A 26,552-nucleotide genomic window follows, 5' to 3' on the forward strand; every position below is an offset into this window, starting at 1 on the left:
GAGGTTTGCAGAATGAGCGAACGCAACCAACGCAAAATCTACACTGGACGCGTAGTATCCGACAAAATGGATAAAACAGTTACAGTTGTTGTAGAAACCTATAAAAAGCATTCTTTATACGGTAAACGCGTGAAATACTCTAAAAAGTTTAAAGCTCATGACGAGCTAAACGAAGCTAAAGCAGGCGACGTAGTACGTATCATGGAAACTCGTCCACTTTCAGCTACAAAACGCTTCCGTCTTGTAGAAGTAGTAGAAAAAGCAGTAATCATTTAATATAGTTCGGATTAAGCTAATTCCGAAGGGAGGTACCGTACATGATTCAACAAGAATCTCGTTTAAAAGTCGCTGACAATTCTGGTGCTCGTGAAGTGCTAACAATTAAAGTCCTAGGTGGTTCTGGCCGTAAAACTGCAAACATCGGTGATATCATCGTTTGTACAGTCAAACAGGCAACACCAGGAGGCGTTGTTAAAAAAGGTGAAGTCGTTAAGGCTGTTGTTGTCCGTACAAAACGTGGTATGCGTCGTCCTGACGGTTCTTACATTCGTTTCGATGAAAACGCATGTGTAATTATCCGTGACGATAAGAGCCCACGTGGAACGCGTATTTTTGGACCTGTTGCTCGTGAATTACGTGACAATAGTTTCATGAAAATCGTTTCTCTTGCTCCAGAAGTTCTATAATATGTAAAATTTGTATAAAGCCTTTCAAGGAGGTGCCAAGCTAATGCATGTTAAAAAAGGTGACAAAGTCGTAGTCATCTCTGGTAAGGACAAAGGCAAACAAGGAACAATTCTTTCTGCATATCCGAAACAAAATCGTGTGCTTGTTGAAGGAATTAACATCGTGAAAAAGCATTCCAAGCCATCTCAACTTAATCCACAAGGTGGAATTATAAGCAAAGAAGCTGCTATTCACGTATCCAATGTAATGCCACTTGATCCTAAATCAGGTAAACCGACTCGTGTTGGATATAAGATCGAAAATGGTAAAAAAGTACGCGTAGCTAAAATATCAGGTGAATCTTTAGATAAATAAGTCATAAATGAAGGGAGGTACACTAAGCAATGAGCCGCCTTAAAGAAAAATTCAGAAGTGAAATTACACCGTCATTGATGGGTAAATTCAACTATCAATCAGTAATGCAAGTACCAAACATTGAGAAAATCGTTATTAACATGGGTGTGGGTGACGCAGTTTCTAACTCGAAAGCTTTAGATACAGCTGTTGAAGAACTTACATTGATCACTGGTCAAAAACCAGTTATAACAAAAGCAAAAAAATCAATCGCAGGTTTCCGTTTGCGTGAAGGTATGCCTATCGGAGCGAAAGTTACATTACGTGGAGAGCGTATGTATCAATTCCTTGATAAGCTAGTATCTGTATCTTTACCGCGTGTACGTGATTTCCGCGGCGTTTCAAAGAAATCCTTTGACGGACGTGGGAACTATACATTAGGCGTTAAAGAACAACTTATCTTCCCTGAGATTGATTACGATAAAGTGAGCAAAGTTCGTGGTATGGACATCGTTATCGTAACGACTGCCAACACTGACGAAGAAGCTCGTGAACTACTTACTCAAGTTGGAATGCCGTTCCAAAAGTAATCTCTAAATAAAGGGAGGCGAAATCGTGGCTAAAAAGTCTATGATCGTAAAGCAAAAACGCGAACAGAAGTTTAAAGTACAAGAATATACACGTTGCGAACGTTGCGGACGTCCACATTCAGTACTACGTAAATTTAAACTTTGTCGTATTTGTTTCCGCGAACTTGCATATAAAGGACAAATTCCTGGCGTTAAAAAAGCTAGCTGGTAAAACCCGAGTTTGGGAAGGAGGTAAAATATAATGGTCATGACAGATCCTATTGCAGATATGCTTACTCGCATCCGTAATGCGAATATGGTTCGTCACGAAAAACTGGAAGTTCCTGCTTCAAAGATCAAAAAGGAAATTGCTGAGATCTTAAAAAGTGAAGGCTTCGTACGTGACTTTGAATTAATCGAAGACAACAAACAAGGTATCATCCGTATCTTCTTAAAATACGGTGCAAACAACGAACGTGTTATCACTGGTCTAAAACGTATCAGCAAACCTGGTTTGCGTGTATATGCAAAAACTGGAGAGGTACCACGCGTTCTTAACGGTTTAGGTATCGCAATTGTTTCTACTTCTCACGGAGTTTTAACAGACAAGGAAGCTCGCTCTAAACAAGTTGGCGGAGAAGTTTTAGCATACGTTTGGTAATACATTTTCACAAGAATGGAGGTGCACATTATGTCTCGTATAGGTAAAAAACCTATTGAAATCCCTGCAGGCGTGACAGTTACTATTACTGGAAGTGAAGTAACTGTTAAAGGACCTAAAGGTGAATTAACTAGATCATTCAATCCTGACCTTTCAATCGTTGTTGAAGAGAACGTGTTAACTGTTACACGTCCGTCTGACGAGAAGGCTCACCGTTCTTTACACGGTACTACTCGCGCACTTATCTCTAACATGGTTGAAGGTGTATCAACAGGTTTCGTAAAATCACTTGAACTTATTGGGGTTGGGTACCGTGCACAAAAGCAAGGTAACAAGCTTGTCCTTAACGTAGGATATTCCCACCCTGTAGAAATAGAGCCAGAAGCTGGCGTTGAAGTCGAAGTTCCTTCTAATACAAAAGTAATCATCAAAGGTGCAAGCAAAGAACGTGTAGGAGCTCTAGCAGCTAATATCCGTGATGTTCGCCCGCCTGAGCCGTATAAAGGTAAAGGTATCCGTTACGAAGGCGAATTCGTTCGTCGTAAAGAAGGTAAAACTGGTAAGTAATGCCGCATAAGTAAACGAAAGGAGTGACGTAAATGATTACGAAGCTTGATAAAAATGCTACTCGTCAGAAAAGACATGCGCGTGTACGTGCTAAGCTTTCTGGAACAGAAGCTCGTCCTCGTTTAAATGTGTTTCGTTCAAACAAACACATTTACGCACAATTAATTGACGATGCAAAAGGCGTAACATTGGCAAGTGCTTCAACTCTTGATAAAGAGATCAATATCGAAGCAGGTAGCAATGCTGAAGCAGCTCAAAAAGTTGGCGAACTTATTGCGAAACGTGCTGTTGAAAAAGGTTTCAAAGCTGTGGTGTTTGACCGCGGTGGTTACCTCTTCCATGGTCGTGTAAAAGCATTGGCTGACGCTGCTCGTGAAAACGGCTTAGAATTTTAATGGATAAGGAGGGACATAACAGATGCGTAGCATTGATCCTAATAAATTAGAACTTGAAGAACGCGTAGTTACAGTTAATCGTGTAGCTAAAGTTGTTAAAGGCGGACGTCGTTTCCGTTTCACTGCACTAGTTGTTGTTGGTGATAAAAATGGTCATGTTGGATTTGGTACTGGTAAAGCTCAAGAAGTTCCGGATGCTATCCGTAAAGCTATTGAGGATGCTAAGAAAAATCTAATTACTGTACCGATGGTTGGTACTACTATTCCTCATCTTGTGAACGGTCGCTATGGCGCAGGTCACATTCTATTGAAACCAGCTTCTGAAGGTACAGGAGTAATTGCTGGTGGTCCTGTTCGTGCGGTACTTGAATTAGGCGGAGTTAGCGATATCTTGTCTAAATCACTAGGTACTAATACACCTATTAATATGGTTCGCGCAACAATTGAAGGATTGAAGCAATTGAAACGTGCTGAAGACGTAGCTAAGTTACGTGGAAAATCAGTACAAGAACTGTTAGGATAAGGAGGGAAATCGAATTATGGCTAATAAATTAGAAATCACCCTCACTCGCAGCTTGATTGGTCGTCCTGAAGATCAACGTGTTACAGTTAACACTTTGGGTTTACGCAAAATGCATCAAACGGTTGTTCAAGAAGATAACCCTGCGATTCGCGGTATGATTACCAAAGTTGCTCATCTTGTTACTGTAAAAGAACAATAAAATAATTTTTAACTTAACAAGGAGGTGCCAACATGAAACTTCATGAGTTAAAAGCTGCAGAAGGTTCTCGTAAAGAACGTAAACGTAAAGGTCGCGGTATTGGATCTGGTAACGGTAAAACAGCAGGTAAAGGACACAAAGGACAAAACGCTCGCTCCGGCGGCGGTGTGCGTCTTGGATTTGAAGGGGGTCAAACTCCTCTATTCAGACGTTTACCTAAACGTGGATTTACCAACATCAACCGTAAAGACTATGCTATCGTGAATCTTGATACGTTAAATCTTTTCGAAGACGGTACTGAAGTAACACCAGCTCTTTTACTTGAGACTGGGGTTGTAAGTAAAGAAAAAGCAGGAATCAAAATTCTTGCCAAAGGAAGCATTGAGAAAAAGCTTACTGTTAAAGCTCACAAATTCTCGTCTACTGCTAAAGAAGCTATCGAAGCTGCTGGCGGTAATACAGAGGTGATCTAATGTTTCGCACGATCTCCAATTTTATGCGCGTGGGTGAAATAAGGAATAAGATTATTTTTACCCTACTAATGTTAATCGTCTATCGCATCGGTACATTTATACCTGTACCGCATGTGAATGCCGATTTTCTCGCTGAACAGGACCAGCTGAGCGTCATCGGTCTTTTAAATACCTTTGGCGGCGGAGCACTGCAAAACTTTTCGATATTAGCGATGGGTATCATGCCTTACATCACGGCATCCATCATCGTTCAGCTGTTACAGATGGATGTTGTTCCTAAGTTCACTGAATGGTCTAAACAAGGGGAAGCAGGGCGCCGTAAATTAGCTCAATTCACTCGTTACTTCACTATTATCCTAGGATTTATCCAAGCTGTTGGTATGTCTTATGGGTTCAATAATATGTCAGGTGGACAGTTGATTGAAAATCCTGGAATTGCAACATACTTGCTTATTGCGACTGTCTTAACGGCAGGAACAGCTTTTCTTTTGTGGTTAGGGGAGCTGATCACTGCTAAGGGTGTGGGTAATGGGATCTCCATCATCATCTTTGCTGGTATCGTAGCTAGTTTGCCAACTACGGCAAATCAGATTTACGCCCAACAATTTGAAAATGCCGGTGATCAATTATTCTTACGAATCATAACGATTATCCTCATTGTTTTAGCAGTATTAGCAATCGTGGTTGCTGTTATCTTCATTCAGCAGGCATTACGTAAAATTCCTATTCAGTATGCGAAACGTGCTGCGGTAGGTCGTACACAAATGGGTGGCCAGTCTACTCATTTACCATTGAAAGTAAATGCTGCGGGGGTTATTCCGGTAATCTTTGCAATGGCATTTATCATTACTCCCACTACAATCGCTTCTTTCTTTGGAAAGAACAGCGTGACTAGTTGGATATCAACAAATCTTGATTATACCAAGCCAATTGGTATGATCATATATGTTGCTCTTATCATTGCTTTTGCGTATTTTTATGCATTCATTCAGGTTAACCCTGAACAAATGGCTGAGAATTTGAAAAAGCAAGGTGGCTATGTGCCTGGGATCCGTCCAGGTAAGAGTACACAAGAATATTTAACACGTGTTTTATACCGTCTGACGTTTGTAGGCTCTATATTTTTAGCCATCATTGCCGTTTTACCGGTATTTTTCATTAAGCTTGCTGATCTGCCTCAATCTGCACAGATTGGTGGAACCAGTTTGCTGATCGTAGTGGGGGTTGCCCTTGATACGATGAAGCAGCTGGAATCACAACTTGTGAAGAGACACTATAAAGGCTTTATAAAGTAATGAGTTTTGGGAACGGCTTGTTCCCTTTACCCATTATAGAGTTTGAGGGGGAAGAAAATTGAATCTAGTGTTAATGGGTCTGCCTGGTGCTGGTAAGGGCACTCAAGCTGAACAAATCGTAGAAAAATATAATATCCCTCATATCTCTACTGGAGATATGTTCCGAACAGCTATCAAAGATGGAACAGAATTAGGTCTAAAGGCGAAATCATTCATGGACAAAGGCGAGTTGGTACCTGATGAAGTTACCATTGGCATCGTACGTGAACGGTTAAGCAAGGAAGACTGCCTCAAAGGATTTTTGCTTGATGGATTTCCACGTACTGTGGCACAGGCGGAAGCACTTGAGGGCATTCTTGCTGATTTAGATCGCAAAATGAATTTTGTCATTAATATCGATGTTGATAAAAGCATCTTAATGGAAAGATTGACAGGACGTCGTATTTGCAAATCATGTGGTGCGACATACCATCTTGTTTTCAATCCTCCTGCTAAAGATGATGTATGCGACCGCTGCGGCGGAGAATTATATCAACGTGCCGACGATAATGCAGAAACGGTTCAAAATCGCTTAGATGTGAATTTGAAACAAACCAAGCCACTTCTTGATTTCTACGGAGATAAAGGATACTTGGTCAACATTAACGGACAGCAAGATATTAATAAGGTATTTGAAAATATCGATGTGTTGCTTGGTGCTTTACAAAATTAATCATTCGTATTGATTTATGAAATTCATACCATTTTTATAACTTACTAGTTAAACTTGGTGCATTCCTATATTACAAAGGGTATAATGGATTTCGCGAGAGCATTCGCACATTTATTAATCAGGTTCTTGTACTTGGTATTCCCTGAATTGGGCGATTACTTTTTAAGTGATCTTCATGGACATATCCGGTCGGCAAAATTGATGAAGAAATGCAGTGACTCTATTGGGATTCCTAAAGAGTCGTGATATAGAGGGTTGAAAGAAGCTATGTCAGGCGTGCGCCTTTCAAACATCTCCCATGCTATTCAAACCTATGTCGAGACTAATTGCTTCTCTATTTCGAGAGTATGTCGGTCACGGAATCGGTCAAGACTTACATGAGGGCCCATAAAATCCTCATTTCGGTCCAACTGATAAAGGTCCTCAGTTAAAGCCTGGTTCTACAAAATGGTGAATACTTGATGCAGAATTGTAAGACTTATGAGGATGATTGGACTGTAGTAATGTTGACGGAAAGATGTGTACCTTTAATAGGTTCACGCATAGAGAAGGGAGAATCACTTTAATGGCGAAAGATGATGTAATTGAAGTAGAAGGCACAGTACAAGAGACTTTGCCAAATGCAATGTTTAAGGTAGAATTAGAAAATGGTCATACTGTTTTAGCTCATGTATCCGGTAAAATTCGTATGCACTTTATTCGCATTTTGCCTGGAGATAAAGTTACGGTTGAGCTTTCCCCGTATGATCTAACTCGCGGCAGAATCACATACCGGTTCAAATAATCCGGTTTCGCTCCGATCTGTATAAGGAGGTTAGATAGCAATGAAAGTCAGACCATCAGTCAAACCAATCTGCGAAAAGTGTAAAGTTATCCGCAGAAAAGGTAAAGTTATGGTTATTTGCGAAAACCCTAAACATAAACAAAAACAAGGCTAAATAGAAGGAGGTGCACTCAAGCATGGCACGTATTGCTGGAGTAGATATTCCCCGTGACAAACGTATTGTTATCTCATTAACATATATATATGGTATTGGAAAACAAACAGCGATCAAGATTCTTGCAGAAGCAGGCGTTTCTGAAGAAACTCGCGTTCGTGACTTAACGGAAGACGAATTGAACAAAATTCGTGATATCATTGACAAGCTTAAAGTAGAAGGCGACCTTCGTCGTGAAATCTCCCTAAACATCAAACGTTTAATGGAAATCGGTTCATACCGTGGTTTACGTCACCGTCGTGGTCTTCCTGTTCGCGGTCAAAATACAAAAAACAATGCTCGTACGCGTAAAGGACCTCGTCGTACTGTAGCTAACAAGAAAAAATAATTAGTAAAGGAGGTTACTTTTCATGGCACGTAAAACTAATACACGTAAACGTCGTGTGAAAAAGAATATAGAAACTGGTATTGCACATATTCGTTCAACATTCAATAACACTATCGTTACGATCACTGACTCTCATGGTAATGCTATTTCTTGGTCAAGTGCTGGAGCTCTAGGATTCCGTGGATCTCGTAAATCCACTCCGTTCGCTGCACAAATGGCTGCTGAAACAGCTGCTAAAACATCAATTGAACATGGTATGAAAACTCTTGAAGTTACAGTTAAAGGACCTGGTGCTGGACGTGAGGCTGCTATTCGTGCACTTCAAGCTGCTGGCCTAGAAGTAACTGCAATTAAAGATGTAACTCCAGTTCCACATAACGGATGCCGTCCACCAAAACGTCGCCGTGTTTAATTTTTCTGTATAGATTTTGTATTCCTGTCAATAATGGGATATAATACTGAGTTTGCGTTCTTACAGAGGATTAATTTTCAGTTGTTGCGCACAGCGGGAACGTATACATGGGGAATTTCGGTTTAAGTGAATTCGTTTTACTTGCCGGGGTTTTGACGTTTTGAAGGAGGGTTTATTGATGATCGAAATAGAAAAACCAAAAATCGAAACGGTTGAAATCAACGACGATACCAAATACGGTAAATTCGTCGTAGAGCCACTAGAGCGTGGGTATGGTACTACATTGGGTAACTCCTTACGTCGTATCCTTTTATCCTCACTCCCAGGTGCTGCTGTCACAGCTATACAAATTGATGGAGTGCTACATGAGTTCTCAACAATTGAAGGCGTCGTGGAAGATGTAACATCTATCATTCTTAATGTGAAAAAACTAGCTCTTAAGATTTACTCTGATGAAGAGAAGACGCTGGAAATTGACGTTCAAGGTGAAGGAGTCATCACGGCTGCTGATATCACTCATGATAGTGATGTAGAAATTCTTAATCCGGATTTATATATTGCTACAATTGGTAAAAACGGTCATATGCGTATGCGTTTATCTGCACGTCGCGGCCGCGGCTACACTCCTGCTGTTCAAAACAAGAGAGAAGACCAGCCAATTGGTGTAATTCCAATCGATGCTCTTTACACTCCAGTTTCACGCGTATCTTTCCAAGTTGAAAATACACGTGTTGGACAGTTGTCTAACTTTGACAAGTTAACGTTCGATGTTTGGACTGATGGCAGTACTGGTCCGCAAGAAGCGGTAGCACTTGGAGCTAAGATTTTAACAGAGCATTTAAATATCTTTGTTGGTTTAACCGATGAAGCTCAAAATGCTGAAATCATGGTTGAAAAAGAAGAAGATCAAAAAGAAAAAGTTCTTGAGATGACGATCGAAGAATTAGACCTTTCTGTTCGTTCTTACAACTGCTTGAAACGTGCTGGAATCAATACCGTTCAAGAGCTAGCTCATAAAACGGAAGAAGATATGATGAAAGTACGTAATCTAGGACGTAAATCACTTGAAGAAGTGAAAGCGAAACTAGAAGAATTAGGCTTAGGTCTTCGTAAAGACGACTGATAACATGGCGGAATCAATCCATTATGTTGTGAGCCTTGTTATAGACACACAATATAGAACTTCAACAAAGGAGGGAATCTCTAATGGGTTACAGAAAGTTAGGACGCACTAGCGCACAACGTAAAGCATTACTTCGTGATTTAGCTACGGATCTTATTATCCATGAGCGCATTGAAACTACTGAAGCACGTGCAAAGGAATTACGTTCTGTAGTAGATAAAATGATCACTCTTGGTAAACGTGGTGACTTGCATGCACGCCGTCAAGCTGCATCTTTCATCCGTAACGAAATCGCTGACGCTGAGAATGGCACAGATGCCCTTCAAAAACTATTCAGTGACGTGGCTCCACGTTATGAAGAACGTCAAGGTGGATACACTCGTATCATGAAAGTTGGTCCACGCCGCGGTGACGGTGCACCAGTCGTGGTTATTGAATTAGTTTAATAACAACGATGAAAAAGGGCGGGACAAATGAATATACTCACTTGTTCTATGCCCTTTTTCTTTTTTTAAAATAGAAATTCTGTACTTTAGAAATTCGCATTGAGTGTTACGATGGCTGGCGGAACCTGTATCATGCAGGGAGCCTTCACGTCTAGCTCAAGCATCCCTTCCCGCTTTTGATAAGCGATCATAAGATAACCTGTTTTTCGTAACAGGCCCGCTGTTAGCTGCTCTTAATTTACCGAAAATTCTTTCGGTGGAAGGGGTGCAGCGTTTTTTTATATTTTCAGAAGGAAAAACTACTATATTTATATTGAGTGAGCAGAGTTAGTTTAGACGAGTGCAGTCGAGAATGAGGAGGGCCACATGGTGAAGAAGCTGGTTTCTTTAAATAATATTGTTTTTAAATATGAGGGTCAGTCTCGAAACGCCTTGGATGATGTTTCTTTTGATATTCATCAGGGGGAGTGGCTTGCGATTGTCGGACATAATGGCTCTGGCAAGTCGACATTAGCGAAGTTACTGAATGGTCTTCAGTTCGCTAACTCAGGTACCATTACGATTAATGATCAACTTTTGACAGAAGAATCGGTTTGGGATGTACGCCAGAAAATTGGCATGGTTTTTCAAAACCCAGATAATCAATTTGTAGGCACTACAGTTCAGGATGATGTGGCTTTTGGTTTAGAAAACGCCGGTGTTTCTCAGCAGGTTATGGTGGAGCGTGTTCATGGTGCGTTAAATAAGGTTAAAATGAATGCCTTTCTTAATCAAGAGCCGCACCATCTATCCGGCGGTCAAAAGCAAAGAGTGGCCATAGCAGGTGTAATAGCCCTGCAGCCAGACATAATCATCTTAGATGAAGCAACCTCCATGCTTGACCCAAGAGGCCGTGAAGAAGTGCTTGAAACAGTTAGGGAATTAAAGCAGGAAAACGATATTACTGTCATATCAATCACCCATGATCTTGAGGAAGCTGCGAAAGCTGATCGAATGATAGTCATGAACCAAGGTCGGCTATATCGTGAAGGATCGCCTCAGGATATTTTTGAGTTAGAGGAAGAATTGATTGCTCTTGGTCTGGATATTCCCTTTTCAGTGAAACTAACCAAGGAGTTACAAAAAAATGGTGTTCGTGTAGTTGATGGGCATTTGACAGAGGAAGAGTTGGTGAAGGATTTATGCGAATTACACTCGATGATGTAGAATACCGCTATCAGGTGAATACTCCTTTTGAACATCTAGCCCTTCATGATGTCAATATTTCAATGGAGCCGGGAACCTATACCGCAATCATCGGGCATACAGGGTCCGGGAAATCCACGCTACTGCAGCATTTGAATGCTCTTTTAAAACCGACGAAGGGTCGGGTTTTCATTGGGGATCGGACGATTGAAGCCGGAAGAAAAGAAAAGGCTTTGCGGCCAATAAGACAAAAGGTCGGAATTGTTTTTCAGTTTCCGGAACATCAGTTATTTGATGAAACGGTTGAAAAGGATATATGTTTCGGTCCGATGAACTTTGGCGTTTCTGAAATCGATGCTAAGAAACTGGCCAGGAAAGCCATAGCGCAAGTCGGACTGAATGAGGAAGTTCTAGAAAAATCTCCATTCGACTTATCCGGCGGACAAATGCGACGGGTGGCCATCGCTGGGGTACTTGCCATGGAGCCGGAAGTATTGGTGCTTGATGAGCCTACAGCGGGTCTGGATCCGCGAGGACGCAAAGAAATCATGGATATGTTTTATGATCTGCATAAAGCAAGAGGCATTTCAACGATTCTGGTGACTCATAGCATGGAGGATGCAGCCAAGTACGCGGATGACATCATTATCATGCATAAGGGTACGGTGTTCAAAAAAGGAACCCCGCAGGAAATTTTCTCGGAGCCGGAACAATTAATGGAGCTTGGCCTGGATGTTCCTGATACGGTCCGCTTTCAGCTAAAGCTCCAGAAGGAACTTGGTGTTCGATTTGATCATCCATGTCTTAATATCGGTGATTTAGCGATAGAAATAGATAAAGCCATGAAACGGGGGAACCGCTGATGCTGGATAAAATGATTATCGGGCGTTATGTCCCTGCAAATTCACTGATGCACAAGATGGATCCAAGGGCTAAATTGCTCCTCGTGTTCCTGTTTGTTTGTGTCGTCTTTTTGGCGAATAATGTCGTTTCTTACGGTTTGCTTGCTGTATTCACCATCCTTTTGATCATTCTTTCCAAAATACCGCTTCGTTATCTTTATAATGGGTTAAAACCAATCTTTTTCTTGATTGTATTTACATTCCTTCTCCATATATTTTTTACGAAAGAAGGGGATTTGCTTTTTGAATACGGTTGGTTTGAAATCTATGAAGGCGGTCTGATTCAAGGTTTTTTCATATCAGTAAGATTTACTTTATTAATCCTTGTTACGTCACTTTTAACTTTGACGACATCCCCGATATCCATTACAGATGGGATGGAAGAGCTGTTGGGGCCCTTGAAAAAGTGGAAGATGCCTGTACATGAACTGGCATTGATGATGTCCATTGCCCTTCGTTTCATTCCAACGCTAATGGAGGAAACGGAAAAAATCATGAAGGCTCAAACTGCAAGGGGCGTTGACTTTTCATCTGGCCCGATAAAGGACAGGGTTAAATCGATTGTACCGCTGCTTGTTCCTTTATTTGTTAGTTCGTTCAAACGGGCTGAGGAATTGGCAACTGCCATGGAATCAAGAGGATACCGTGGCGGGGAAGGCCGCACGAAATATCGCCAATTGAACTGGAAGATGAGTGATAGTCTTTTGATGGTCTCAATCGGTGTTCTAACGGTCATGTTATTTTTATTACGTTCATAATAAGGAAGAGAACTATGCCAAAATATAAATGTGTGATCGCTTATGACGGCACGGATTTTGCTGGTTATCAGGTGCAGCCTGAGAAGCGCACCATACAAAGTGAATTCGAGGCAGTCTTGGCCCAAATGCATAAAGGCACAATTATAAAAGTGACTGCTTCAGGCAGGACAGATTCAGGGGTCCATGCAAAGGGGCAGGTGCTTCACTTTGAATCGCCCCTTACATTCCCTACGGAAAATTGGGTAAAGGCGTTCAGCGCCCTTCTTCCGACCGATATCATCGTTCTGGAAGTCGACATCGTGCCTGACGATTTTCATGCAAGGTTCCATACGACTGGGAAAGAGTACCGGTATATCATAGCCCGCTCGAAACTGCGGGATCCGTTCCAGCGAAATTACTCTTATCATTATCCCTACCCATTAGATGGGGAGGCGATGAAGGAAGCAATCTCCTACTTGATCGGGACACATGACTTTACAAGTTTTTGTTCGGCTAAAACGGAAGTGGTCGATAAAGTTCGAACGATACAAGTGATGGATTTTGAAGAGAGCGATGGTTTCATGATTTTCCGCTTCGTTGGCGAAGGTTTTTTGTATAACATGGTGCGTATCTTGGTTGGGACGCTCCTGGATGTCGGCAGCGGCAAGATGTCACCCCGTGATATGAGCGGGATTTTGGCCAAAAAGGACCGCAGTTTTGCAGGGAAAACAGCACCAGCCCAAGGCTTATATTTATGGAAAGTTTTTTACAAATAAAATTATTTTCGAAGTGATACCAGTTTTTTTACAACTGGGAAACGAGATGAACTCAGTAATGGAGCGGTTTGACGCTACACTGAACTTTTCATGGAGTTGCAGAGAGTGTTTTATAGACAACTTATCCTAGTGTAACATTCCCTTGACAATGAATCTGGGAGAAGTTAATATAATATGGTATGTATTTTAATCCCACGATAAGCCCCGGAAGTTTATTGTGATTGAAAATAAATATAAAAAATTAAAAAGTTTTTTAGGAGGTTAACCATGCGTACGACATTTATGGCGAAAGCTAATGAAGTAGAACGTAAATGGTATGTGATTGACGCTGAAGGCAAAACTTTGGGTCGCCTTTCTACTGAAGTAGCATCCATCTTACGTGGTAAACATAAACCAACTTTTACACCGAACATTGACACTGGTGATCATGTAATTCTAATCAATGTTGAAAAAATCCACTTGACTGGTAAAAAATTGACTGACAAAATTTATTACCGTCACACTATGCATCCAGGCGGTCTTAAAACTAGAACTGCTCTTGAAATGCGTACAAACTACCCTGAGAGAATGCTTGAACTTGCTATCAAAGGTATGCTTCCAAAGAATTCTCTTGGTCGTCAAATCTACAAAAAATTACACGTATACGCTGGAGCTGAGCACCCACACGCTGCTCAACAACCAGAAGTATACGAATTACGCGGATAATTACTAAGGAGGTTACTATCTTGGCACAAGTTCAATATTATGGTACTGGTCGCCGTAAGAGCTCAGTAGCTCGTGTACGTTTAGTACCAGGCGAAGGTCGCATCGTTATTAACGGTCGTGACATCAATGAATATATTCCTTTCGCAGCATTACGTGAAGTTGTAAACCAACCACTAGTTGCAACAGAAACTACTGGAAATTACGACGTTCTAGTAAACGTTAGCGGTGGTGGATACACTGGTCAAGCTGGAGCAATCCGTCACGGTATCGCTCGTGCATTGCTTCAAGTTGATCCAGAATACCGTCCATCTCTTAAAACTGCTGGTTTACTAACTCGTGACCCACGTATGAAAGAGCGTAAAAAATACGGTCTTAAAGGCGCACGTCGTGCACCTCAGTTCTCAAAACGTTAATTCCATTACCGTTTCAAAGACTCTCAACCATTTTGGTTGGGAGTCTTTTTTATGCCCGGAAAATGTGTGTAACTAAAATATTAAAAAGCATATCCGGGATCTCCCGGATATGCTTTATTTTAAATACTCATTTAATAATTTTAGTTATGAGATTCACCTTGGCTTTTTTTGATTGCGGCTTTTCCCGGCATGAAGCATGCAAAAATTAACGCCACAAAAGATAAGACTAACATGAAAACATAGGCATCACTTGAGCCAAAAATGGAGGCTAATGCCTCTAGTTGTATAGCTGTAATGTTTTCATTTTGCATTGATAGCTCAGAAGCGTGTGAAGTTGCCTGCATTGTATATACTGTGATGACAACTGCTGTTCCGATGGCCCCTGACAATTGGCGAATGGTATTATTTACAGCTGAACCATGGGAACCCAATTCTCTTGGTAAAGCATTCAACTCTGCTGTATTTAATGGCATGGTAATGAAGCTCAAGCCAATTCGTAATATTATGGTACGAACCATTATATAGCTATAGGTTGTGGATTCGCTTATATCTATGACTCCCCACATTGACACAATGATAAATACCAAACCTGTAATAAAGAGTGGTTTAGCACCATATTTATCAAACATTTTACCTGTGACAGGGGATAAGAAGGCATTAATCACAGCTCCGGGTAATAGCAGTAAACCTGCTTCAAATGCTGTAAAACCTCGTCCATTCTGCAAGTAGATTGGTAAAAGAATTAAATCCGCATACATGATCATCGTAATTGATACATTGATGAAGGATGTAAGCGTGAAAACTTTATACTTGAATACAGATAAATTTAATAGTGGATCGCTGGATTTCATTTGACGTAAACAGAATAGAGTCGACACGATCATTCCGACGAGTATTGCAGTGATGACAACGGGATCATCCCATCCCTTGCTTCCTGCGCTACTAAATCCCAATAATATACAGCCAAAACCAATCGTTGATAAAATGACACTTGTGATATCCAATTTTGCTTTTGTTGTCTCTGCAACATTCATTAAATATTTGAACGCTAGAACGATGACGATTATTAAGAATGGGATTAACCCAATGAATAGCCATCTCCATGAAACATATTCAATGATAAAACCAGATAATGTAGGGGCTATGGCCGGAGCAAAAATTATCGCAAAGCCGATTGTCCCCATAATGCTTCCACGCTTTTCGCTAGGATATAAATATAAAATAACCGTCATCATTAGAGGTATAATAATCCCGGCACCAATTGCTTGTATCATTCTGCCCGTTAACAGCACGCCAAAATTCCCCGCCCATGCACAAAGTACAGATCCGATTAACAAAAAGAACATCGAGCTAATAAAAAGCTGCCTTGTTGTAAACCGTTTCATTAAAAAGGCAGTGATGGGCACTAAAACACCGTTCACTAGCATAAAACCTGTTGATAACCATTGTACAGTTGCAGCCGTTACATGAAATACGTCCATTAAACCACTCAATGCAACATTTAATAAAGTTTGATTTAATGTTGATAAAAAACACCCGGCAATCAGTACAATTAATAAAACTTTTTTATTTCTTTCAGTTATGTCCATTCGTAAACCCCTTCATTTTTGACTTGCTTTATCAACACCGTGTCGATAAAATCGATAGTAACAAAAATATATGTTACTTACCATGAACAGTTTTCTTGAAAATGTTCACTAATCGACATAGAAATATATGCTGTTGAGAAAGTTAAAGAAAATCTATAAAGGAGATTAAAATGTCTATACCTAAAAAAGAAGATCCTCGTACAATTCGGTCAAGGGAAATGTTTGAAAACGCTGTCATTGCTCTCTTATGCGAGGACCCCATAATATCAAATTTAACAGTTCAGAAAATTGCAGCCAAAGCAGGGTTGAATCGGACAACATTTTACTTACATTATCAGGATATTCAAGATTTACTAACGCAAATCACCGATGAGATTTTAAATGAGCTTTCCAATAAAATTTTTGCCTTAATACATGCAAAAGATTTATCAGAAAAACAACAGCTAACACAATTACTTGATTATTTATATATCCATCGGAACTATTTACTTATTTTATTTAAAACGAATCAGTTTGAGGACCAGTTGTTTTCATTATTAAAGCAATTAGTAGAAATAAGAAGGAAGAATACCAAGGAGAATTTACCTGCTGATTATGTTGACATTGACATTAAAACAGCCTCATTGGTAGGCATTATAATATGGTGGATAAGAAAGGGGCTTCATTTTAGTTCAGATTATATTGCCAATCAAATTTATTTAATGTACAGGGTGCAATGATGTTGGGGTTGTTTTTTTAGGAAAAAGATTTGTCCCATTTTCAGCATCAGATCCAAGTGAAACGCCGCGGTGACGTTGGTGACAGGTGTGTTCCATTTGTTTACACATGAGTTTACTTATGTAATACAGAATTTTTTGTAAAATCCATATTTATTAAGTTCCTGTTTAGGAGTATGATAATACTTAAAAAAGAAAGAGGACTTCATATGAATTCAACATACTCACCGATTGAAACAACTAAAACAAAAGCCTTGGTCATCAATGCGCTATTCATTGCATTAACCCTTGTAGCGACAATGTTCATCAACATCAAGCTCCCAATAATGGGTAACGGCGGCCTGATCCATCTGGGTAACGTTCCGCTTTTTATAGCAGCTTTGGTTTATGGCAAAAAAACAGGGGCGATAGCAGGCGCCTTCGGAATGGCCTTCTTCGATCTTTTTTCCGGTTGGGCAGCATGGGCACCGTTTACATTCATCATCGTAGGAGCAATGGGCTTTCTAGCCGGCCTTATATCCGAAAAGGTACCGGGTAAAAGGGAACTTGTTTACACTATGGCCGTTGCCGTTGCTTTGATTATTAAAATCGTCGGCTACTATTTTGTCGAAGTTATTCTTTATGGTAACTGGATACAGCCATTTGGCTCCATCCCCGGAAACGTAATGCAGGTCGTAATAGCCGGTATAATTGTAGTGCCGCTTGCTGGCCGATTAAAGAAGAGAGCTGGACAGGTATAAAGGGAACAAATTAAGGAAACCATTTCAAACATTGCGTTGGGCATGGAAAATTGAACTGCGATCTTAATTTCGAACAGTTAAAAGAAATGTTGCCAAGTAAGCGGGTAATTAAATGACTTTATTATAAAATCATATATAATGTGAGAAAAGGACATCCATGTAAATGGATGTCCTTTTTATCTTAATTGATCTTAAAGCCAAGATTAGAGTTAATCGTTGAGTAAAAGTTAAATGTCCTTTTGTTAAAAACGACTTGTTCCTTTTTGGAAATGTACAGTTTTTGATAATCATTATACCGTACGAATACTTCATAGCTTGATGAGTTCAGCTGATTGAGTGACTCTAAATCAAATTTAGCTGTCGCCCGTCCGCTTTCATTGACCTCCAAGGGGAAAATATACTCCTGCGTTATATTTTTACGGTCTCTAAGGACGATATGTTGTACCTCATGTACATAATCACCATATATATCGAGTGTTAATGTATAACTATCTTGAATGAAAGATCCGCTATGGAAGATCGCCAGCATTGGTACACGGATATGTTTGTTTTTCTCACTTGAAAGTGGGCCACTCATATATGGTAAATTATTGAGAATCACATAATTTTTTATCTTTTCTTTTTTGTCCCATTTATATAATTTCTTTATATCATCATAATGGCCCTTAAGGAAAAGATCATAGGCAACCTTATTGATTGGATGGAAAAAGGATTTTGATATATCATAGTTCAAATCTTTGGTTGTATCGATGACCTCCTGGAATTTATTAAAGTATTCTTCATTATTTTCGCTTTTTAAGAAATGATATCGATTGAATAACCTTGTAATTGAATCAAATTCATAAAGCCTGTTTAAGATCATTTTTTCCTTCTCTGTATCCAGCTTTTTACTCTTTACATATTTGATCACTTTAATATTAGTATCCATTTTTTCCATGACATCAGTCTGTTTTGTTAAAGAAGCGTCATTGTCATCCAATCGGTTTAAATAATAGATGACTTGGGTTGTTGTAGAAATCGATTTACAATGTATAAGTACGTCAATAAAGAACTGCTTGTCCTCTGCAAATTTCATCTCAGGGTACTCAATATTATATTCTTTAAGCAATTTGAGCTTTATCATCCTTGCCCTTGGACCCAAGTGGTGAAAAATATGTGGAATGGAGAAAGGAGATACATTTCTCCTTTCTAAGCATGATTCATATTCGCCGACTATTTTCTTGCCCTTTGATCCCACTTCTATTGTTTTTCCGACTATATAATCATCATTGCTGCGCTTTATTATGGAATATAACGATTTCAAACCTTCCTTATCCAACCAATCATCGGCATCCAAAAAAGTTATATAATCGGATTTTGCCAACTTTATCCCAAGGTTGCGAGGCTGGGCTGGTGTCCCCGTATTATTTTTTAAAAAAACAACAATGATATTTTTATATGCTTCGGCGTATTCCAGCAAAATTTCACGGGAAGAATCAGTAGATCCGTCGTCGACGAGTATATATTCGATATTTTTAAAACCAATAGTTTGATTAATGACTGAATCTATGGTTTTTCTTAAAAACTTTTCTGCATTATATACGGGAGAAACAACTGTTACTTTACTTTTTTTAAAGATAGAGCTTTTATTTTTTATATAATATCCTTCTTCGTTATAAGTAATATTATTTTCAATTTCAAAGGATATTCTCTTATCCAATTGATCAGACATGTAGTTCACTCCATTTATTTTATAAGTTAAAAGATAGGGAAAATGACAGATTGAAATGATGAATCAAGGTGCTATAATAATTGTACTACTAATTCGATATTGATTTACAATATTTTCAAAAATAAATTTATTAGTTAGTCATTTGCTGTCGATTTTTTAGAACCTTATAATTAATAACATCTAGATTCAATCTGCTCCTGTTAGTAGTGGAGTTTCTTGTTTACCTAACTCTTCCGGAATTATAACAAATTTTAATTCGCATAATGAAAGAATTTTACTTCCTGACTAACGAAAACACATATAGAAATGAATCCTAAAAAAATAAAAAAGGATGTACTCCCGTTTGTGATACCACTACTTATCAGTATTCGGCTTGTTTCTATCTGCCCTTCTAATCTGCTCTACCCCTTCGTGTCACCTGGACGAACAAATCTTAGAGCTTCCTCTAATCCTTTTCTTTTTTCTATTGCTACACATATTTTCAGTTAGTCCTTATTCAGAACCTTAAGCTTTTAATACGTCTATTTACAAGCCTGAATTCTGAAAATCAGTGGATACACTAGCATAACACACTTTCGTAGGCGACTCCTTATTTCTAATACTCTTCCAGAATAAATAATTGAAACATAACCATCATTTTCAAGGATTTAATGAGCTTAAATAGCATCAGCTTTAGCAAACTTGGTGGGATGAATTGTGGTAAGAAATAAGGAAATACATAACGATGTTCTTTATTAAGAATGATAATTCCTACAGTCAATTGATAAATTCCTTACACGATTAGCATCCACTGTGTAAACGCGCCAAACGGAAAAGTAAGTCTAGAAAGAGTAATACAGCTTGGCTTAAAATTCAGGTTCAACAGGTCGAAAAACACGACATGGATAATCAAAGTAAGATTAAAGGTCAAAAGAGACATGTGCAGGCCGCTACCCGAGTCGGAAAGATCAGTCTCGGGTAGCGGCCTGAGTGGCAAGTTAGGGGGGATAATTCCAATTTTCCCAGACCATTGACTCTTAGGAGAATTTTATCATCCGAGATGGGCAGGATGCATTTTAGCAGGTTTCTTATAGAAGATACCATATCGTATTTCGATATGCCTTTTTAAATTAACTCCGTTCACCCATAAAACCAAATCATCATCCTTCCCTGCCGAACCTATCCTCATTATTTTTTGCCAATGGAATAAATGAATGGTTCAAAATAGAACGCTAAAACTAAATTATGTCTTGGGAAATAATTTTGGGAAATGGGGAATTGCCCCGGAGGTGAATTATGGCTGTGATATTAGGTTTACAGGAGCTGCAAAGGGAAAGGCAATTGAAGTTCGAACGCAGGCTGCTCAGGGAACTTTCCATTGAGGATATGAAGGGAAGGATTCAGCGTTACTTCGGACAGGATTTGATGGATGTTTTGGAGGAAGGCTATTTCGATGTTGCCATCGAGGCTTATTTATTAGGAGCGAACTATAGTAAGTTTGGCTATTATGGTGAGTCGGAAGAAGATGTAAGGTCCAGGTGCTGGAAGGAAGAGAAGTTTTTGGTCGATACTCTTTTTAACTTCATTTTGTATTGGCGGGAAGTTACAGCGAATAACGCTTTCGATGAAGGTTTGTTTTATTGCTGTGAAGGATTTGTGGGGGATTGGTGGCTGGACGGCTTTAAGACTGGTGAAAAACGATATAAAATGAAACTGCATTAGGAAGGTAAATTCCCATTCCTTGTTCTAATTCCATGGTTTGTCCCATACTTTTTAGTAGAGAGATCATGGAAGGGGAACGGTCATGCGCAGAAAGCTAAAATATACAGGAATCGCAATGGGATTGTTTGTCCTTTTTTTAATTGTGACTTTTAAATTTGTTGAAGATGATTCTTGGGACTCCTGGAACCTTCCGTTGGCAGGTAAGGTCATCATTCTGGATGCAGGTCACGGAGGAATGGACGGCGGGGCAAATGTACAAGAGATTATGGAAAAGGAAATTGCCCTTTCCGTTTCATTAAAGGTCAGGGACTATTTACAGGAACAAGGTGCCCTTGTCATCATGACCCGTGAGAAGGATGAGGATTTGGCACAGGGAAATACAAAGGGGATTCGCCAGCGAAAACAGGAGGACTTACGGAATCGGGTTAAAATGATCAATGATTCGGAAGCGGACTTATTCTTAAGCATTCATTTGAACTCTTTTCCATCAGCGTCATCGAAAGGTGCCCAGACCTTTTATACAAGCAGGTTTGAGGAAAATGAACAGGTGGCAAAATTCATTCAGACTGAAATCATTAGAAACCTTGAAAATACAAAGCGTGATGCAAAAACGATTAATAATGTGTATTTGATGAATTATGCTAAGAAGCCAGGAGCGCTTGTGGAAATTGGCTTTCTTTCCAATTCTGAGGAAAGGGAACGCCTTATCAGTGATAAGTATCAAGAAAAGGTTGCCAGTTCGATTTATATGGGGATTTTACGGTACTTTACAGAGGAAAAGCTATCGGATGAAGAGTGATGTCTGGGTCTTGTAAGGTACAAGGCCTTTTTATTATGGGAAAATAATCTGGATTCGCATGCAAGGTAGATAATAAGTTTTCTTTCCGTAATATGTTATACTGAAAAATGGGAAAATAAAATTCAAAGGGGTGCTCGGCTTGTTAACAGAAGAGAAAGTACTGAATTTATTAAAGGATCTTAAAGACCCTTTTCTACATAAAAACCTTGAAGAGACAAATGGAATTATAGAAATCAAAATAAAACCTGAAAAGAATCATGTAAGCGTTAAACTTGCGATTGCGAAAACGGGGACTGCCGAACAAATGCAAATGCAATCGGAAGTTGTGGACTTGCTGAAAACGAACGGAGCGGAATCGGTAGGCATCCGTTTCACGGAGCTTTCAGAAGAGGAATTAGCCAAGCATCGTGAAAGCATTCCTCAGGGTGAAGCGGACCAAGGCTTGCTTGGACCTAACAGCAAGACACAATTCATCGCGATCGCCAGCGGTAAAGGCGGAGTGGGAAAATCTACGATTTCAGTGAATTTTGCCACTTCACTTGCTCGTTTAGGTAAAAAGGTCGGACTGGTTGATGCCGATATTTATGGATTCAGCGTACCTGATATGATGGGGATAACAAAAAGACCGGTTGTTCGCGGGGAGAAAATCATTCCTGTAGAACGGTTTGGCGTTCAAGTTATCTCAATGGGCTTTTTTGTAGAGGATAACGCGCCGATCATATGGAGAGGGCCGATGCTGGGGAAAATGCTCAATAGTTTCTTTAATGAAGTGGAATGGGGAGATTTGGACTATTTGGTCCTTGACTTACCGCCGGGTACAGGCGATGTTGCTTTGGACGTTCATACGATGCTCCCATCATGTAAAGAAATCATCGTTACGACACCGCATCCGACTGCAGCCTTCGTTGCTGCAAGAGCTGGTGCCATGGCCATCAAGACAGAACACGAAGTGATTGGTGTCATAGAGAACATGTCATTCTTCGAAAGTAAAACGACGGGTGAAAAAGAATATGTCTTCGGAAAAGGCGGCGGAGGGAAGCTTGCAGAAGAGCTTCGTACAGAAGTTTTAGGTCAACTTCCCCTGCAACAGCCGGATTGGAATGAAGAGGACTTTGCTCCATCCATTTACGCCGCGGACCATAGGCTCGGCAGGATTTACGAAGATATTGCTAAAAAGGTCATTGAAAAACTACAATAATAAAGAAGGCTGATTCCGATTGGGAATCAGCCTTCTTTCATTCTTTTTACTTTTTCTCCTTCTCGGCCGCTTTAGTGGCTGCTTTATCCAATTTCTCTTGCATTTTAGCTTGGACGAGAGGACTCTCCATGGTTTCGATGATCAGCTCTTTATAGACCGACCGCATCTCCTTGGTTTTTAATAACTTATTCATTTCTTTTTCCATATCCGGTTCTTTCATTATTTCCATGAGCATTCCACGATACTGAGGATCAGCAGTTAAGTCCTTCAATACCTTTTTATGTTCGTCTTCTAAGGCTTTAGCATATGCGGAAGCGAATTCGGGATCATTGAATGTCTTTTTCCAAAATTCCTTCCCTTTATCTGAAGTGACCATATCTTCAATGGATTTCTTAATGTCATCCGAATCCATAATAAGTTCAGCTTTCGTTTTATCATCAGTAATGATATCCTGGATGGCTTTTTTTCCATCATCTGTCTTCAAGATATCGACGACCATTTTCTTTGTCTCTTCATATTCCATTTTTTCTGCGCCTGCTCCATTTTGAGCACAACCGGAACAAACGAGTAAGAATGACGTGAAAAGCAAAGCAACTCCCACTCTCATACGCAGGGCCCCTTTCATCCTTCTTACTGTTAATATGGTTCCAATCGGCGATATTATTCCTTGGTGGAATAAGTGGATTTTTCCAAATTTGGTTGGTACAATTAAGGAAATGAAATAGAAATGTATGGAGGAAAACAATGAACAGCCGTAACTTAGTTAAATTGTTTTTAACAACATTGCTTATAGGTGGTGTAACGGGCGGAGTGGTAGGTTTCTTGGCCCGGTGGAGTGAATTTAAGCCGTATTTCTCTTCTTTTGATGTCAGTGCCATCCTATCAACTTTTATTTGGTTATTCGGTGTTGGATTAATTTTCAGTGTCATAAGCCAAGCCGGCTTTTTTGCCTATTTAACGATACATCGTTTTGGTCTGGGAATATTTAAAAGCGCTTCCTTATGGAATGCCGTTCAACTTGTACTCATTCTTTTTGTTGTTTTCGATCTTGTTTACCTGCGATATCTTAGCTTTGGTTCAGGCGAGGGAATCAGCTCCTACATCGTGTTAGCATTGGTTGTATTGGCCTCAGGGCTTGTTACAGCTTATTTCAAAATGAAACAAACGAATAAACAGTCGTTCATACCGGCCTTGTTTTTCATGGTCGTATTCACGGTTTTGGAGTGGATACCTGTCCTGAGTGCCAATGATGAAAGCTGGCTTTACTTCATGCTGTTTCCGTTGCTAGTCTGCAATGCTTATCAACTATTGGTCCTTAGTAAATTGATTGAAATTTCACAAAAGGAATTGGCCAGTAAAAGAGGGATGAAGCAACCTCCTGCAAAGGGAAAGATGAAAGCCGGTCAATTAGGTAAAGGCAGCTAACCTGTAGGTCAGCCGGGCCATACATAATGATGTCAAAACAAAAAAACTGCGTACTAAAGGTTCAATGAGACCATTAGTACGCAGTTTTTTCTGTCAGCGGACTTCCTCACTGCTTGCCGAGGAATTGGAAATCATCTCTGAAACGTTAACGAAGTTTAAATTTTTTGATCGAAGTTCACTTATTAACTCCGGTAAAGCCTTATTGGTTTGTTTTGCTGAGTCTGAAGCATGTAATAAGATGATATCACCCTTTTGAGCCTTGGTGATGTTCTGTACAATCCGATCCACACCCGGATTGGTCCAATCCTTTGAATCGATGCTCCAATGGACAACGGTATATCCGAATTTCTCGCTGATCTTTAAGAGGCGTTTATCAAAGTGACCGGTGGGAGCGCGTAAAAGTTCTATATTCTTTATATTAAGTTTTTTAAATGCTTCCTGGGCTTTAGAAATATCCCGGATGATTTCCTGATCTTCCATTTCGGAATAATCCTTATAATCGTAACCAAGGATGCCTATTTCATATCCTTCTTTCACTATTTCCGCTACTATGTCCGGATGACGTTCAGCCCAGGATCCCGAGAGGAAAAATGTGGCGGATTTAATCTTTTCCCTTTTTAATGTCTCTATTATCGGAGCGGCTTTCTCATCACCCCAGCCGATATTGAACGTGATCGCAACATTCTTTTCCCCTTTATAAACCGCTTTCGGCCCATTTTCTGTAGAAAAAACGGGGGCATGAAGAATGTTTTGTACAAAAAGGAACCAAGCGGTAAAAAGTGCCGTAAGTAATATTAACGAATAATATTTGATCTTCTTGGCTTGAAGCACCATGAAAAATTTCATTAATCCATCCCCTTGTCCAAAGTACTCTTGTCTTCAAATTTATGCGCAAGGATTTTTGTTATGCAAAAAAATCAGTTTAAAATTCATAAAAATGCTTGCGATGGGGAATGCTGTCTGGTGGAGGTGTGAACCATGCTCGGTTTATTGATTAATGACAAGGAAAAGATGGAATTGGAGTACCTTTTAAAAAGAGAGATGGATGAAATACTATTCGATCTGCAGGATGACAGAATCGATCACTTAGTCAAAAGGGCAATAAATGAGAAATATAACATCCTTTTCAGACTGTTTAAAAGGGTGAGCACCGAGGAGGAATGCCTAATGTATATGAGGGGAAAAAAGAATTTGACCAAGTGGAATCAGTCATGAGATTCAAAAGTGAATTATATTAAAAAAATCTATTGACTATTGATTTATACGCTGGTATATTATAAAAGTTGCTGCAACGTAAAAGCTTTTGAAAAAGAATGAAAAAACTTTTTTGAAAAAAGTTATTGACGAAGTAGTAATAAGGTGTTAAGATATTAAAGTCGCTAAGAGATGCGGCAAAAAAATTGCTCTTTGAAAACTGAACAAAACAAAGCGCCAACGTTAAATTTTAAGTGAGCACACACTATTAAAAAAGCAAATGAGCAAGTCAAACATTTCTTCGGAGAGTTTGATCCTGGCTCAGGACGAACGCTGGCGGCGTGCCTAATACATGCAAGTCGAGCGAATCGACGGGAGCTTGCTCCCTGAGATTAGCGGCGGACGGGTGAGTAACACGTGGGCAACCTGCCTATAAGACTGGGATAACTTCGGGAAACCGGAGCTAATACCGGATACGTTCTTTTCTCGCATGAGAGAAGATGGAAAGACGGTTTACGCTGTCACTTATAGATGGGCCCGCGGCGCATTAGCTAGTTGGTGAGGTAATGGCTCACCAAGGCGACGATGCGTAGCCGACCTGAGAGGGTGATCGGCCACACTGGGACTGAGACACGGCCCAGACTCCTACGGGAGGCAGCAGTAGGGAATCTTCCGCAATGGACGAAAGTCTGACGGAGCAACGCCGCGTGAACGAAGAAGGCCTTCGGGTCGTAAAGTTCTGTTGTTAGGGAAGAACAAGTACCAGAGTAACTGCTGGTACCTTGACGGTACCTAACCAGAAAGCCACGGCTAACTACGTGCCAGCAGCCGCGGTAATACGTAGGTGGCAAGCGTTGTCCGGAATTATTGGGCGTAAAGCGCGCGCAGGTGGTTCCTTAAGTCTGATGTGAAAGCCCACGGCTCAACCGTGGAGGGTCATTGGAAACTGGGGAACTTGAGTGCAGAAGAGGAAAGTGGAATTCCAAGTGTAGCGGTGAAATGCGTAGAGATTTGGAGGAACACCAGTGGCGAAGGCGACT

The 26,552-nt window shown here is 40.1% G+C and carries 36 protein-coding genes and 1 rRNA gene (1 of these 37 only partly in view); 33 read left to right on the top strand and 4 right to left on the bottom strand.

Features of this window, described 5'->3' with window-relative positions; all coding sequences use genetic code 11:
- Window positions 1-12: 12 nt before the first annotated feature.
- From rpsQ to rpsI, 25 genes are all read left to right on the top strand, one after another.
- The gene (gene rpsQ / locus OSJ91_RS00750) at window positions 13-276 is read left to right on the top strand and encodes a 30S ribosomal protein S17 (RefSeq protein ID WP_048677887.1); all 264 of its coding nucleotides are present in this window, start codon (window positions 13-15) and stop codon (window positions 274-276) included.
- Window positions 277-317: 41 nt separating this feature from the next.
- The gene (gene rplN / locus OSJ91_RS00755; RefSeq protein ID WP_034305005.1) at window positions 318-686 is read left to right on the top strand and encodes a 50S ribosomal protein L14; all 369 of its coding nucleotides are present in this window, start codon (window positions 318-320) and stop codon (window positions 684-686) included.
- A gap of 43 nt (window positions 687-729) precedes the next feature.
- The gene (gene rplX / locus OSJ91_RS00760; protein ID WP_034305002.1) at window positions 730-1,041 is read left to right on the top strand and encodes a 50S ribosomal protein L24; all 312 of its coding nucleotides are present in this window, start codon (window positions 730-732) and stop codon (window positions 1,039-1,041) included.
- 29 nt (window positions 1,042-1,070) lie between these two features.
- Complete coding sequence (rplE, locus tag OSJ91_RS00765; protein WP_034305000.1) at window positions 1,071-1,610, top strand: 50S ribosomal protein L5; 540 nt, start codon at window positions 1,071-1,073, stop codon at window positions 1,608-1,610.
- 25 nt (window positions 1,611-1,635) lie between these two features.
- Entirely contained in the window at window positions 1,636-1,821 is a 186-nt protein-coding gene (locus OSJ91_RS00770) for a type Z 30S ribosomal protein S14 (protein WP_034304998.1), read from the top strand.
- A gap of 30 nt (window positions 1,822-1,851) precedes the next feature.
- Entirely contained in the window at window positions 1,852-2,250 is a 399-nt protein-coding gene (gene rpsH, locus OSJ91_RS00775) for a 30S ribosomal protein S8 (protein ID WP_034304995.1), read from the top strand.
- 30 nt (window positions 2,251-2,280) lie between these two features.
- Window positions 2,281-2,817, top strand: coding sequence for a 50S ribosomal protein L6 (rplF, locus tag OSJ91_RS00780; protein WP_192207445.1), 537 nt, complete (start codon window positions 2,281-2,283; stop codon window positions 2,815-2,817).
- Window positions 2,818-2,849: 32 nt separating this feature from the next.
- Entirely contained in the window at window positions 2,850-3,212 is a 363-nt protein-coding gene (rplR, locus tag OSJ91_RS00785; RefSeq protein WP_101225873.1) for a 50S ribosomal protein L18, read from the top strand.
- Between the two features lie 22 nt (window positions 3,213-3,234).
- A complete protein-coding gene (rpsE, locus tag OSJ91_RS00790; RefSeq protein ID WP_034304987.1) occupies window positions 3,235-3,735 on the top strand; it encodes a 30S ribosomal protein S5 in 501 nt (166 codons plus the stop codon).
- 16 nt (window positions 3,736-3,751) lie between these two features.
- Entirely contained in the window at window positions 3,752-3,934 is a 183-nt protein-coding gene (gene rpmD / locus OSJ91_RS00795; protein WP_034304984.1) for a 50S ribosomal protein L30, read from the top strand.
- Between the two features lie 32 nt (window positions 3,935-3,966).
- A complete protein-coding gene (gene rplO / locus OSJ91_RS00800) occupies window positions 3,967-4,407 on the top strand; it encodes a 50S ribosomal protein L15 (protein ID WP_034304982.1) in 441 nt (146 codons plus the stop codon).
- Entirely contained in the window at window positions 4,407-5,702 is a 1,296-nt protein-coding gene (gene secY, locus OSJ91_RS00805; protein WP_034304981.1) for a preprotein translocase subunit SecY, read from the top strand. Before rplO ends, secY begins: the two co-directional genes overlap by 1 nt.
- A gap of 58 nt (window positions 5,703-5,760) precedes the next feature.
- Window positions 5,761-6,414, top strand: coding sequence for an adenylate kinase (locus OSJ91_RS00810; RefSeq protein WP_350300872.1), 654 nt, complete (start codon window positions 5,761-5,763; stop codon window positions 6,412-6,414).
- A gap of 565 nt (window positions 6,415-6,979) precedes the next feature.
- The gene (gene infA / locus OSJ91_RS00815) at window positions 6,980-7,198 is read left to right on the top strand and encodes a translation initiation factor IF-1 (RefSeq protein WP_028390440.1); all 219 of its coding nucleotides are present in this window, start codon (window positions 6,980-6,982) and stop codon (window positions 7,196-7,198) included.
- Window positions 7,199-7,238: 40 nt separating this feature from the next.
- A complete protein-coding gene (gene rpmJ / locus OSJ91_RS00820) occupies window positions 7,239-7,352 on the top strand; it encodes a 50S ribosomal protein L36 (RefSeq protein ID WP_003156543.1) in 114 nt (37 codons plus the stop codon).
- A 22-nt stretch (window positions 7,353-7,374) separates the two neighbouring features.
- Window positions 7,375-7,740 carry a 30S ribosomal protein S13 gene (gene rpsM / locus OSJ91_RS00825; protein ID WP_034304978.1) on the top strand — a complete coding sequence of 122 codons (366 nt, stop codon included), beginning with the start codon at window positions 7,375-7,377 and terminating at the stop codon, window positions 7,738-7,740.
- A 22-nt stretch (window positions 7,741-7,762) separates the two neighbouring features.
- Complete coding sequence (gene rpsK, locus OSJ91_RS00830) at window positions 7,763-8,152, top strand: 30S ribosomal protein S11 (RefSeq protein ID WP_028390438.1); 390 nt, start codon at window positions 7,763-7,765, stop codon at window positions 8,150-8,152.
- Window positions 8,153-8,330: 178 nt separating this feature from the next.
- Window positions 8,331-9,275 (top strand): DNA-directed RNA polymerase subunit alpha, encoded by a 945-nt coding sequence (locus tag OSJ91_RS00835; RefSeq protein ID WP_485890825.1) that lies wholly within the window; start codon window positions 8,331-8,333, stop codon window positions 9,273-9,275.
- 83 nt (window positions 9,276-9,358) lie between these two features.
- Window positions 9,359-9,721 (top strand): 50S ribosomal protein L17, encoded by a 363-nt coding sequence (gene rplQ / locus OSJ91_RS00840; protein ID WP_034304973.1) that lies wholly within the window; start codon window positions 9,359-9,361, stop codon window positions 9,719-9,721.
- 366 nt (window positions 9,722-10,087) lie between these two features.
- Complete coding sequence (locus tag OSJ91_RS00845; RefSeq protein ID WP_101225875.1) at window positions 10,088-10,927, top strand: energy-coupling factor ABC transporter ATP-binding protein; 840 nt, start codon at window positions 10,088-10,090, stop codon at window positions 10,925-10,927.
- A complete protein-coding gene (locus tag OSJ91_RS00850; protein WP_053537046.1) occupies window positions 10,903-11,769 on the top strand; it encodes an energy-coupling factor ABC transporter ATP-binding protein in 867 nt (288 codons plus the stop codon). The genes OSJ91_RS00845 and OSJ91_RS00850 overlap by 25 nt, the downstream gene beginning before the upstream one ends.
- The gene (locus OSJ91_RS00855) at window positions 11,769-12,566 is read left to right on the top strand and encodes an energy-coupling factor transporter transmembrane component T family protein (RefSeq protein WP_137024085.1); all 798 of its coding nucleotides are present in this window, start codon (window positions 11,769-11,771) and stop codon (window positions 12,564-12,566) included. The genes OSJ91_RS00850 and OSJ91_RS00855 overlap by 1 nt, the downstream gene beginning before the upstream one ends.
- Window positions 12,567-12,580: 14 nt before the next feature.
- Window positions 12,581-13,321 (top strand): tRNA pseudouridine(38-40) synthase TruA, encoded by a 741-nt coding sequence (truA, locus tag OSJ91_RS00860; RefSeq protein WP_413020144.1) that lies wholly within the window; start codon window positions 12,581-12,583, stop codon window positions 13,319-13,321.
- A gap of 267 nt (window positions 13,322-13,588) precedes the next feature.
- Window positions 13,589-14,026, top strand: a complete 438-nt coding sequence (rplM, locus tag OSJ91_RS00865) for a 50S ribosomal protein L13 (protein ID WP_034304960.1) — start codon at window positions 13,589-13,591, stop codon at window positions 14,024-14,026.
- A gap of 20 nt (window positions 14,027-14,046) precedes the next feature.
- Window positions 14,047-14,439, top strand: coding sequence for a 30S ribosomal protein S9 (gene rpsI / locus OSJ91_RS00870; protein WP_034304957.1), 393 nt, complete (start codon window positions 14,047-14,049; stop codon window positions 14,437-14,439).
- Between the two features lie 140 nt (window positions 14,440-14,579).
- Here the strand turns inward: rpsI and OSJ91_RS00875 are convergent, their stop codons facing one another.
- The gene (locus tag OSJ91_RS00875) at window positions 14,580-16,028 is read right to left on the bottom strand and encodes a DHA2 family efflux MFS transporter permease subunit (RefSeq protein WP_485890826.1); all 1,449 of its coding nucleotides are present in this window, start codon (window positions 16,026-16,028) and stop codon (window positions 14,580-14,582) included.
- A 170-nt stretch (window positions 16,029-16,198) separates the two neighbouring features.
- Between OSJ91_RS00875 and OSJ91_RS00880 the strand changes: the two genes are divergently transcribed.
- Window positions 16,199-16,747: a TetR/AcrR family transcriptional regulator gene (locus OSJ91_RS00880; protein ID WP_350300875.1), complete on the top strand. Its 549-nt coding sequence runs from the start codon at window positions 16,199-16,201 to the stop codon at window positions 16,745-16,747.
- A gap of 206 nt (window positions 16,748-16,953) precedes the next feature.
- Window positions 16,954-17,484 carry an ECF transporter S component gene (locus OSJ91_RS00885; protein WP_350300876.1) on the top strand — a complete coding sequence of 177 codons (531 nt, stop codon included), beginning with the start codon at window positions 16,954-16,956 and terminating at the stop codon, window positions 17,482-17,484.
- A gap of 181 nt (window positions 17,485-17,665) precedes the next feature.
- Here the strand turns inward: OSJ91_RS00885 and OSJ91_RS00890 are convergent, their stop codons facing one another.
- A complete protein-coding gene (locus OSJ91_RS00890; RefSeq protein ID WP_485890827.1) occupies window positions 17,666-19,195 on the bottom strand; it encodes a glycosyltransferase family 2 protein in 1,530 nt (509 codons plus the stop codon).
- Window positions 19,196-20,470: 1,275 nt separating this feature from the next.
- Between OSJ91_RS00890 and OSJ91_RS00895 the strand changes: the two genes are divergently transcribed.
- The 3 genes from OSJ91_RS00895 to OSJ91_RS00905 all read left to right on the top strand — a co-directional run bounded on the left by OSJ91_RS00895 (window position 20,471) and on the right by OSJ91_RS00905 (window position 22,893).
- Window positions 20,471-20,896 (top strand): DUF2521 family protein, encoded by a 426-nt coding sequence (locus tag OSJ91_RS00895; RefSeq protein ID WP_350300878.1) that lies wholly within the window; start codon window positions 20,471-20,473, stop codon window positions 20,894-20,896.
- A gap of 82 nt (window positions 20,897-20,978) precedes the next feature.
- Window positions 20,979-21,695 carry an N-acetylmuramoyl-L-alanine amidase CwlD gene (gene cwlD, locus OSJ91_RS00900; RefSeq protein WP_350300879.1) on the top strand — a complete coding sequence of 239 codons (717 nt, stop codon included), beginning with the start codon at window positions 20,979-20,981 and terminating at the stop codon, window positions 21,693-21,695.
- 139 nt (window positions 21,696-21,834) lie between these two features.
- Window positions 21,835-22,893, top strand: a complete 1,059-nt coding sequence (locus OSJ91_RS00905) for a P-loop NTPase (protein ID WP_350300880.1) — start codon at window positions 21,835-21,837, stop codon at window positions 22,891-22,893.
- A 46-nt stretch (window positions 22,894-22,939) separates the two neighbouring features.
- Here the strand turns inward: OSJ91_RS00905 and gerD are convergent, their stop codons facing one another.
- Window positions 22,940-23,500 (bottom strand): spore germination lipoprotein GerD, encoded by a 561-nt coding sequence (gene gerD, locus OSJ91_RS00910; protein WP_101225885.1) that lies wholly within the window; start codon window positions 23,498-23,500, stop codon window positions 22,940-22,942.
- A 137-nt stretch (window positions 23,501-23,637) separates the two neighbouring features.
- Between gerD and OSJ91_RS00915 the strand changes: the two genes are divergently transcribed.
- Entirely contained in the window at window positions 23,638-24,318 is a 681-nt protein-coding gene (locus tag OSJ91_RS00915) for a KinB-signaling pathway activation protein (protein ID WP_350300881.1), read from the top strand.
- A 93-nt stretch (window positions 24,319-24,411) separates the two neighbouring features.
- Here OSJ91_RS00915 and pdaB read toward each other — a convergent pair whose 3' ends face one another.
- On the bottom strand, window positions 24,412-25,164 hold the full coding sequence (gene pdaB, locus OSJ91_RS00920; RefSeq protein ID WP_350300882.1) for a polysaccharide deacetylase family sporulation protein PdaB: 753 nt from the start codon (window positions 25,162-25,164) through the stop codon (window positions 24,412-24,414).
- Between the two features lie 132 nt (window positions 25,165-25,296).
- Between pdaB and OSJ91_RS00925 the strand changes: the two genes are divergently transcribed.
- Together OSJ91_RS00925 and OSJ91_RS00930 are read left to right on the top strand one after the other, a co-directional pair.
- Window positions 25,297-25,533, top strand: a complete 237-nt coding sequence (locus OSJ91_RS00925) for a hypothetical protein (RefSeq protein WP_350300883.1) — start codon at window positions 25,297-25,299, stop codon at window positions 25,531-25,533.
- 277 nt (window positions 25,534-25,810) lie between these two features.
- Window positions 25,811-26,552, top strand: a 16S ribosomal RNA gene (locus OSJ91_RS00930) (it continues 809 nt past the right edge of the window).

The organism is Bacillus sp. T-10(2022), from assembly GCF_056502895.1.

Bases quoted from the DNA above. Each gene is read 5' to 3' on its own strand.
- OSJ91_RS00890 (WP_485890827.1), bottom strand. From the start codon at position 19,195: ATGTCTGATCAATTGGATAAGAGAATATCCTTTGAAATTGAAAATAAT.
- OSJ91_RS00895 (WP_350300878.1), top strand. From the start codon at position 20,471: ATGGCTGTGATATTAGGTTTACAGGAGCTGCAAAGGGAAAGGCAATTG.
- OSJ91_RS00850 (WP_053537046.1), top strand. From the start codon at position 10,903: ATGCGAATTACACTCGATGATGTAGAATACCGCTATCAGGTGAATACT.
- rpsQ (WP_048677887.1), top strand. From the start codon at position 13: ATGAGCGAACGCAACCAACGCAAAATCTACACTGGACGCGTAGTATCC.
- OSJ91_RS00925 (WP_350300883.1), top strand. From the start codon at position 25,297: ATGCTCGGTTTATTGATTAATGACAAGGAAAAGATGGAATTGGAGTAC.
- rpsH (WP_034304995.1), top strand. From the start codon at position 1,852: ATGGTCATGACAGATCCTATTGCAGATATGCTTACTCGCATCCGTAAT.
- rpmD (WP_034304984.1), top strand. From the start codon at position 3,752: ATGGCTAATAAATTAGAAATCACCCTCACTCGCAGCTTGATTGGTCGT.
- pdaB (WP_350300882.1), bottom strand. From the start codon at position 25,164: ATGAAATTTTTCATGGTGCTTCAAGCCAAGAAGATCAAATATTATTCG.
- rplE (WP_034305000.1), top strand. From the start codon at position 1,071: ATGAGCCGCCTTAAAGAAAAATTCAGAAGTGAAATTACACCGTCATTG.
- rplM (WP_034304960.1), top strand. From the start codon at position 13,589: ATGCGTACGACATTTATGGCGAAAGCTAATGAAGTAGAACGTAAATGG.
- OSJ91_RS00875 (WP_485890826.1), bottom strand. From the start codon at position 16,028: ATGGACATAACTGAAAGAAATAAAAAAGTTTTATTAATTGTACTGATT.
- gerD (WP_101225885.1), bottom strand. From the start codon at position 23,500: ATGAGAGTGGGAGTTGCTTTGCTTTTCACGTCATTCTTACTCGTTTGT.
- OSJ91_RS00835 (WP_485890825.1), top strand. From the start codon at position 8,331: ATGATCGAAATAGAAAAACCAAAAATCGAAACGGTTGAAATCAACGAC.
- truA (WP_413020144.1), top strand. From the start codon at position 12,581: ATGCCAAAATATAAATGTGTGATCGCTTATGACGGCACGGATTTTGCT.
- OSJ91_RS00845 (WP_101225875.1), top strand. From the start codon at position 10,088: ATGGTGAAGAAGCTGGTTTCTTTAAATAATATTGTTTTTAAATATGAG.
- rplO (WP_034304982.1), top strand. From the start codon at position 3,967: ATGAAACTTCATGAGTTAAAAGCTGCAGAAGGTTCTCGTAAAGAACGT.
- rplR (WP_101225873.1), top strand. From the start codon at position 2,850: ATGATTACGAAGCTTGATAAAAATGCTACTCGTCAGAAAAGACATGCG.
- rpsK (WP_028390438.1), top strand. From the start codon at position 7,763: ATGGCACGTAAAACTAATACACGTAAACGTCGTGTGAAAAAGAATATA.
- OSJ91_RS00885 (WP_350300876.1), top strand. From the start codon at position 16,954: ATGAATTCAACATACTCACCGATTGAAACAACTAAAACAAAAGCCTTG.
- rplF (WP_192207445.1), top strand. From the start codon at position 2,281: ATGTCTCGTATAGGTAAAAAACCTATTGAAATCCCTGCAGGCGTGACA.
- rpsM (WP_034304978.1), top strand. From the start codon at position 7,375: ATGGCACGTATTGCTGGAGTAGATATTCCCCGTGACAAACGTATTGTT.
- OSJ91_RS00855 (WP_137024085.1), top strand. From the start codon at position 11,769: ATGCTGGATAAAATGATTATCGGGCGTTATGTCCCTGCAAATTCACTG.
- rpmJ (WP_003156543.1), top strand. From the start codon at position 7,239: ATGAAAGTCAGACCATCAGTCAAACCAATCTGCGAAAAGTGTAAAGTT.
- rpsE (WP_034304987.1), top strand. From the start codon at position 3,235: ATGCGTAGCATTGATCCTAATAAATTAGAACTTGAAGAACGCGTAGTT.
- OSJ91_RS00880 (WP_350300875.1), top strand. From the start codon at position 16,199: ATGTCTATACCTAAAAAAGAAGATCCTCGTACAATTCGGTCAAGGGAA.
- OSJ91_RS00915 (WP_350300881.1), top strand. From the start codon at position 23,638: ATGAACAGCCGTAACTTAGTTAAATTGTTTTTAACAACATTGCTTATA.
- rplQ (WP_034304973.1), top strand. From the start codon at position 9,359: ATGGGTTACAGAAAGTTAGGACGCACTAGCGCACAACGTAAAGCATTA.
- rplN (WP_034305005.1), top strand. From the start codon at position 318: ATGATTCAACAAGAATCTCGTTTAAAAGTCGCTGACAATTCTGGTGCT.
- secY (WP_034304981.1), top strand. From the start codon at position 4,407: ATGTTTCGCACGATCTCCAATTTTATGCGCGTGGGTGAAATAAGGAAT.
- infA (WP_028390440.1), top strand. From the start codon at position 6,980: ATGGCGAAAGATGATGTAATTGAAGTAGAAGGCACAGTACAAGAGACT.
- cwlD (WP_350300879.1), top strand. From the start codon at position 20,979: ATGCGCAGAAAGCTAAAATATACAGGAATCGCAATGGGATTGTTTGTC.
- rplX (WP_034305002.1), top strand. From the start codon at position 730: ATGCATGTTAAAAAAGGTGACAAAGTCGTAGTCATCTCTGGTAAGGAC.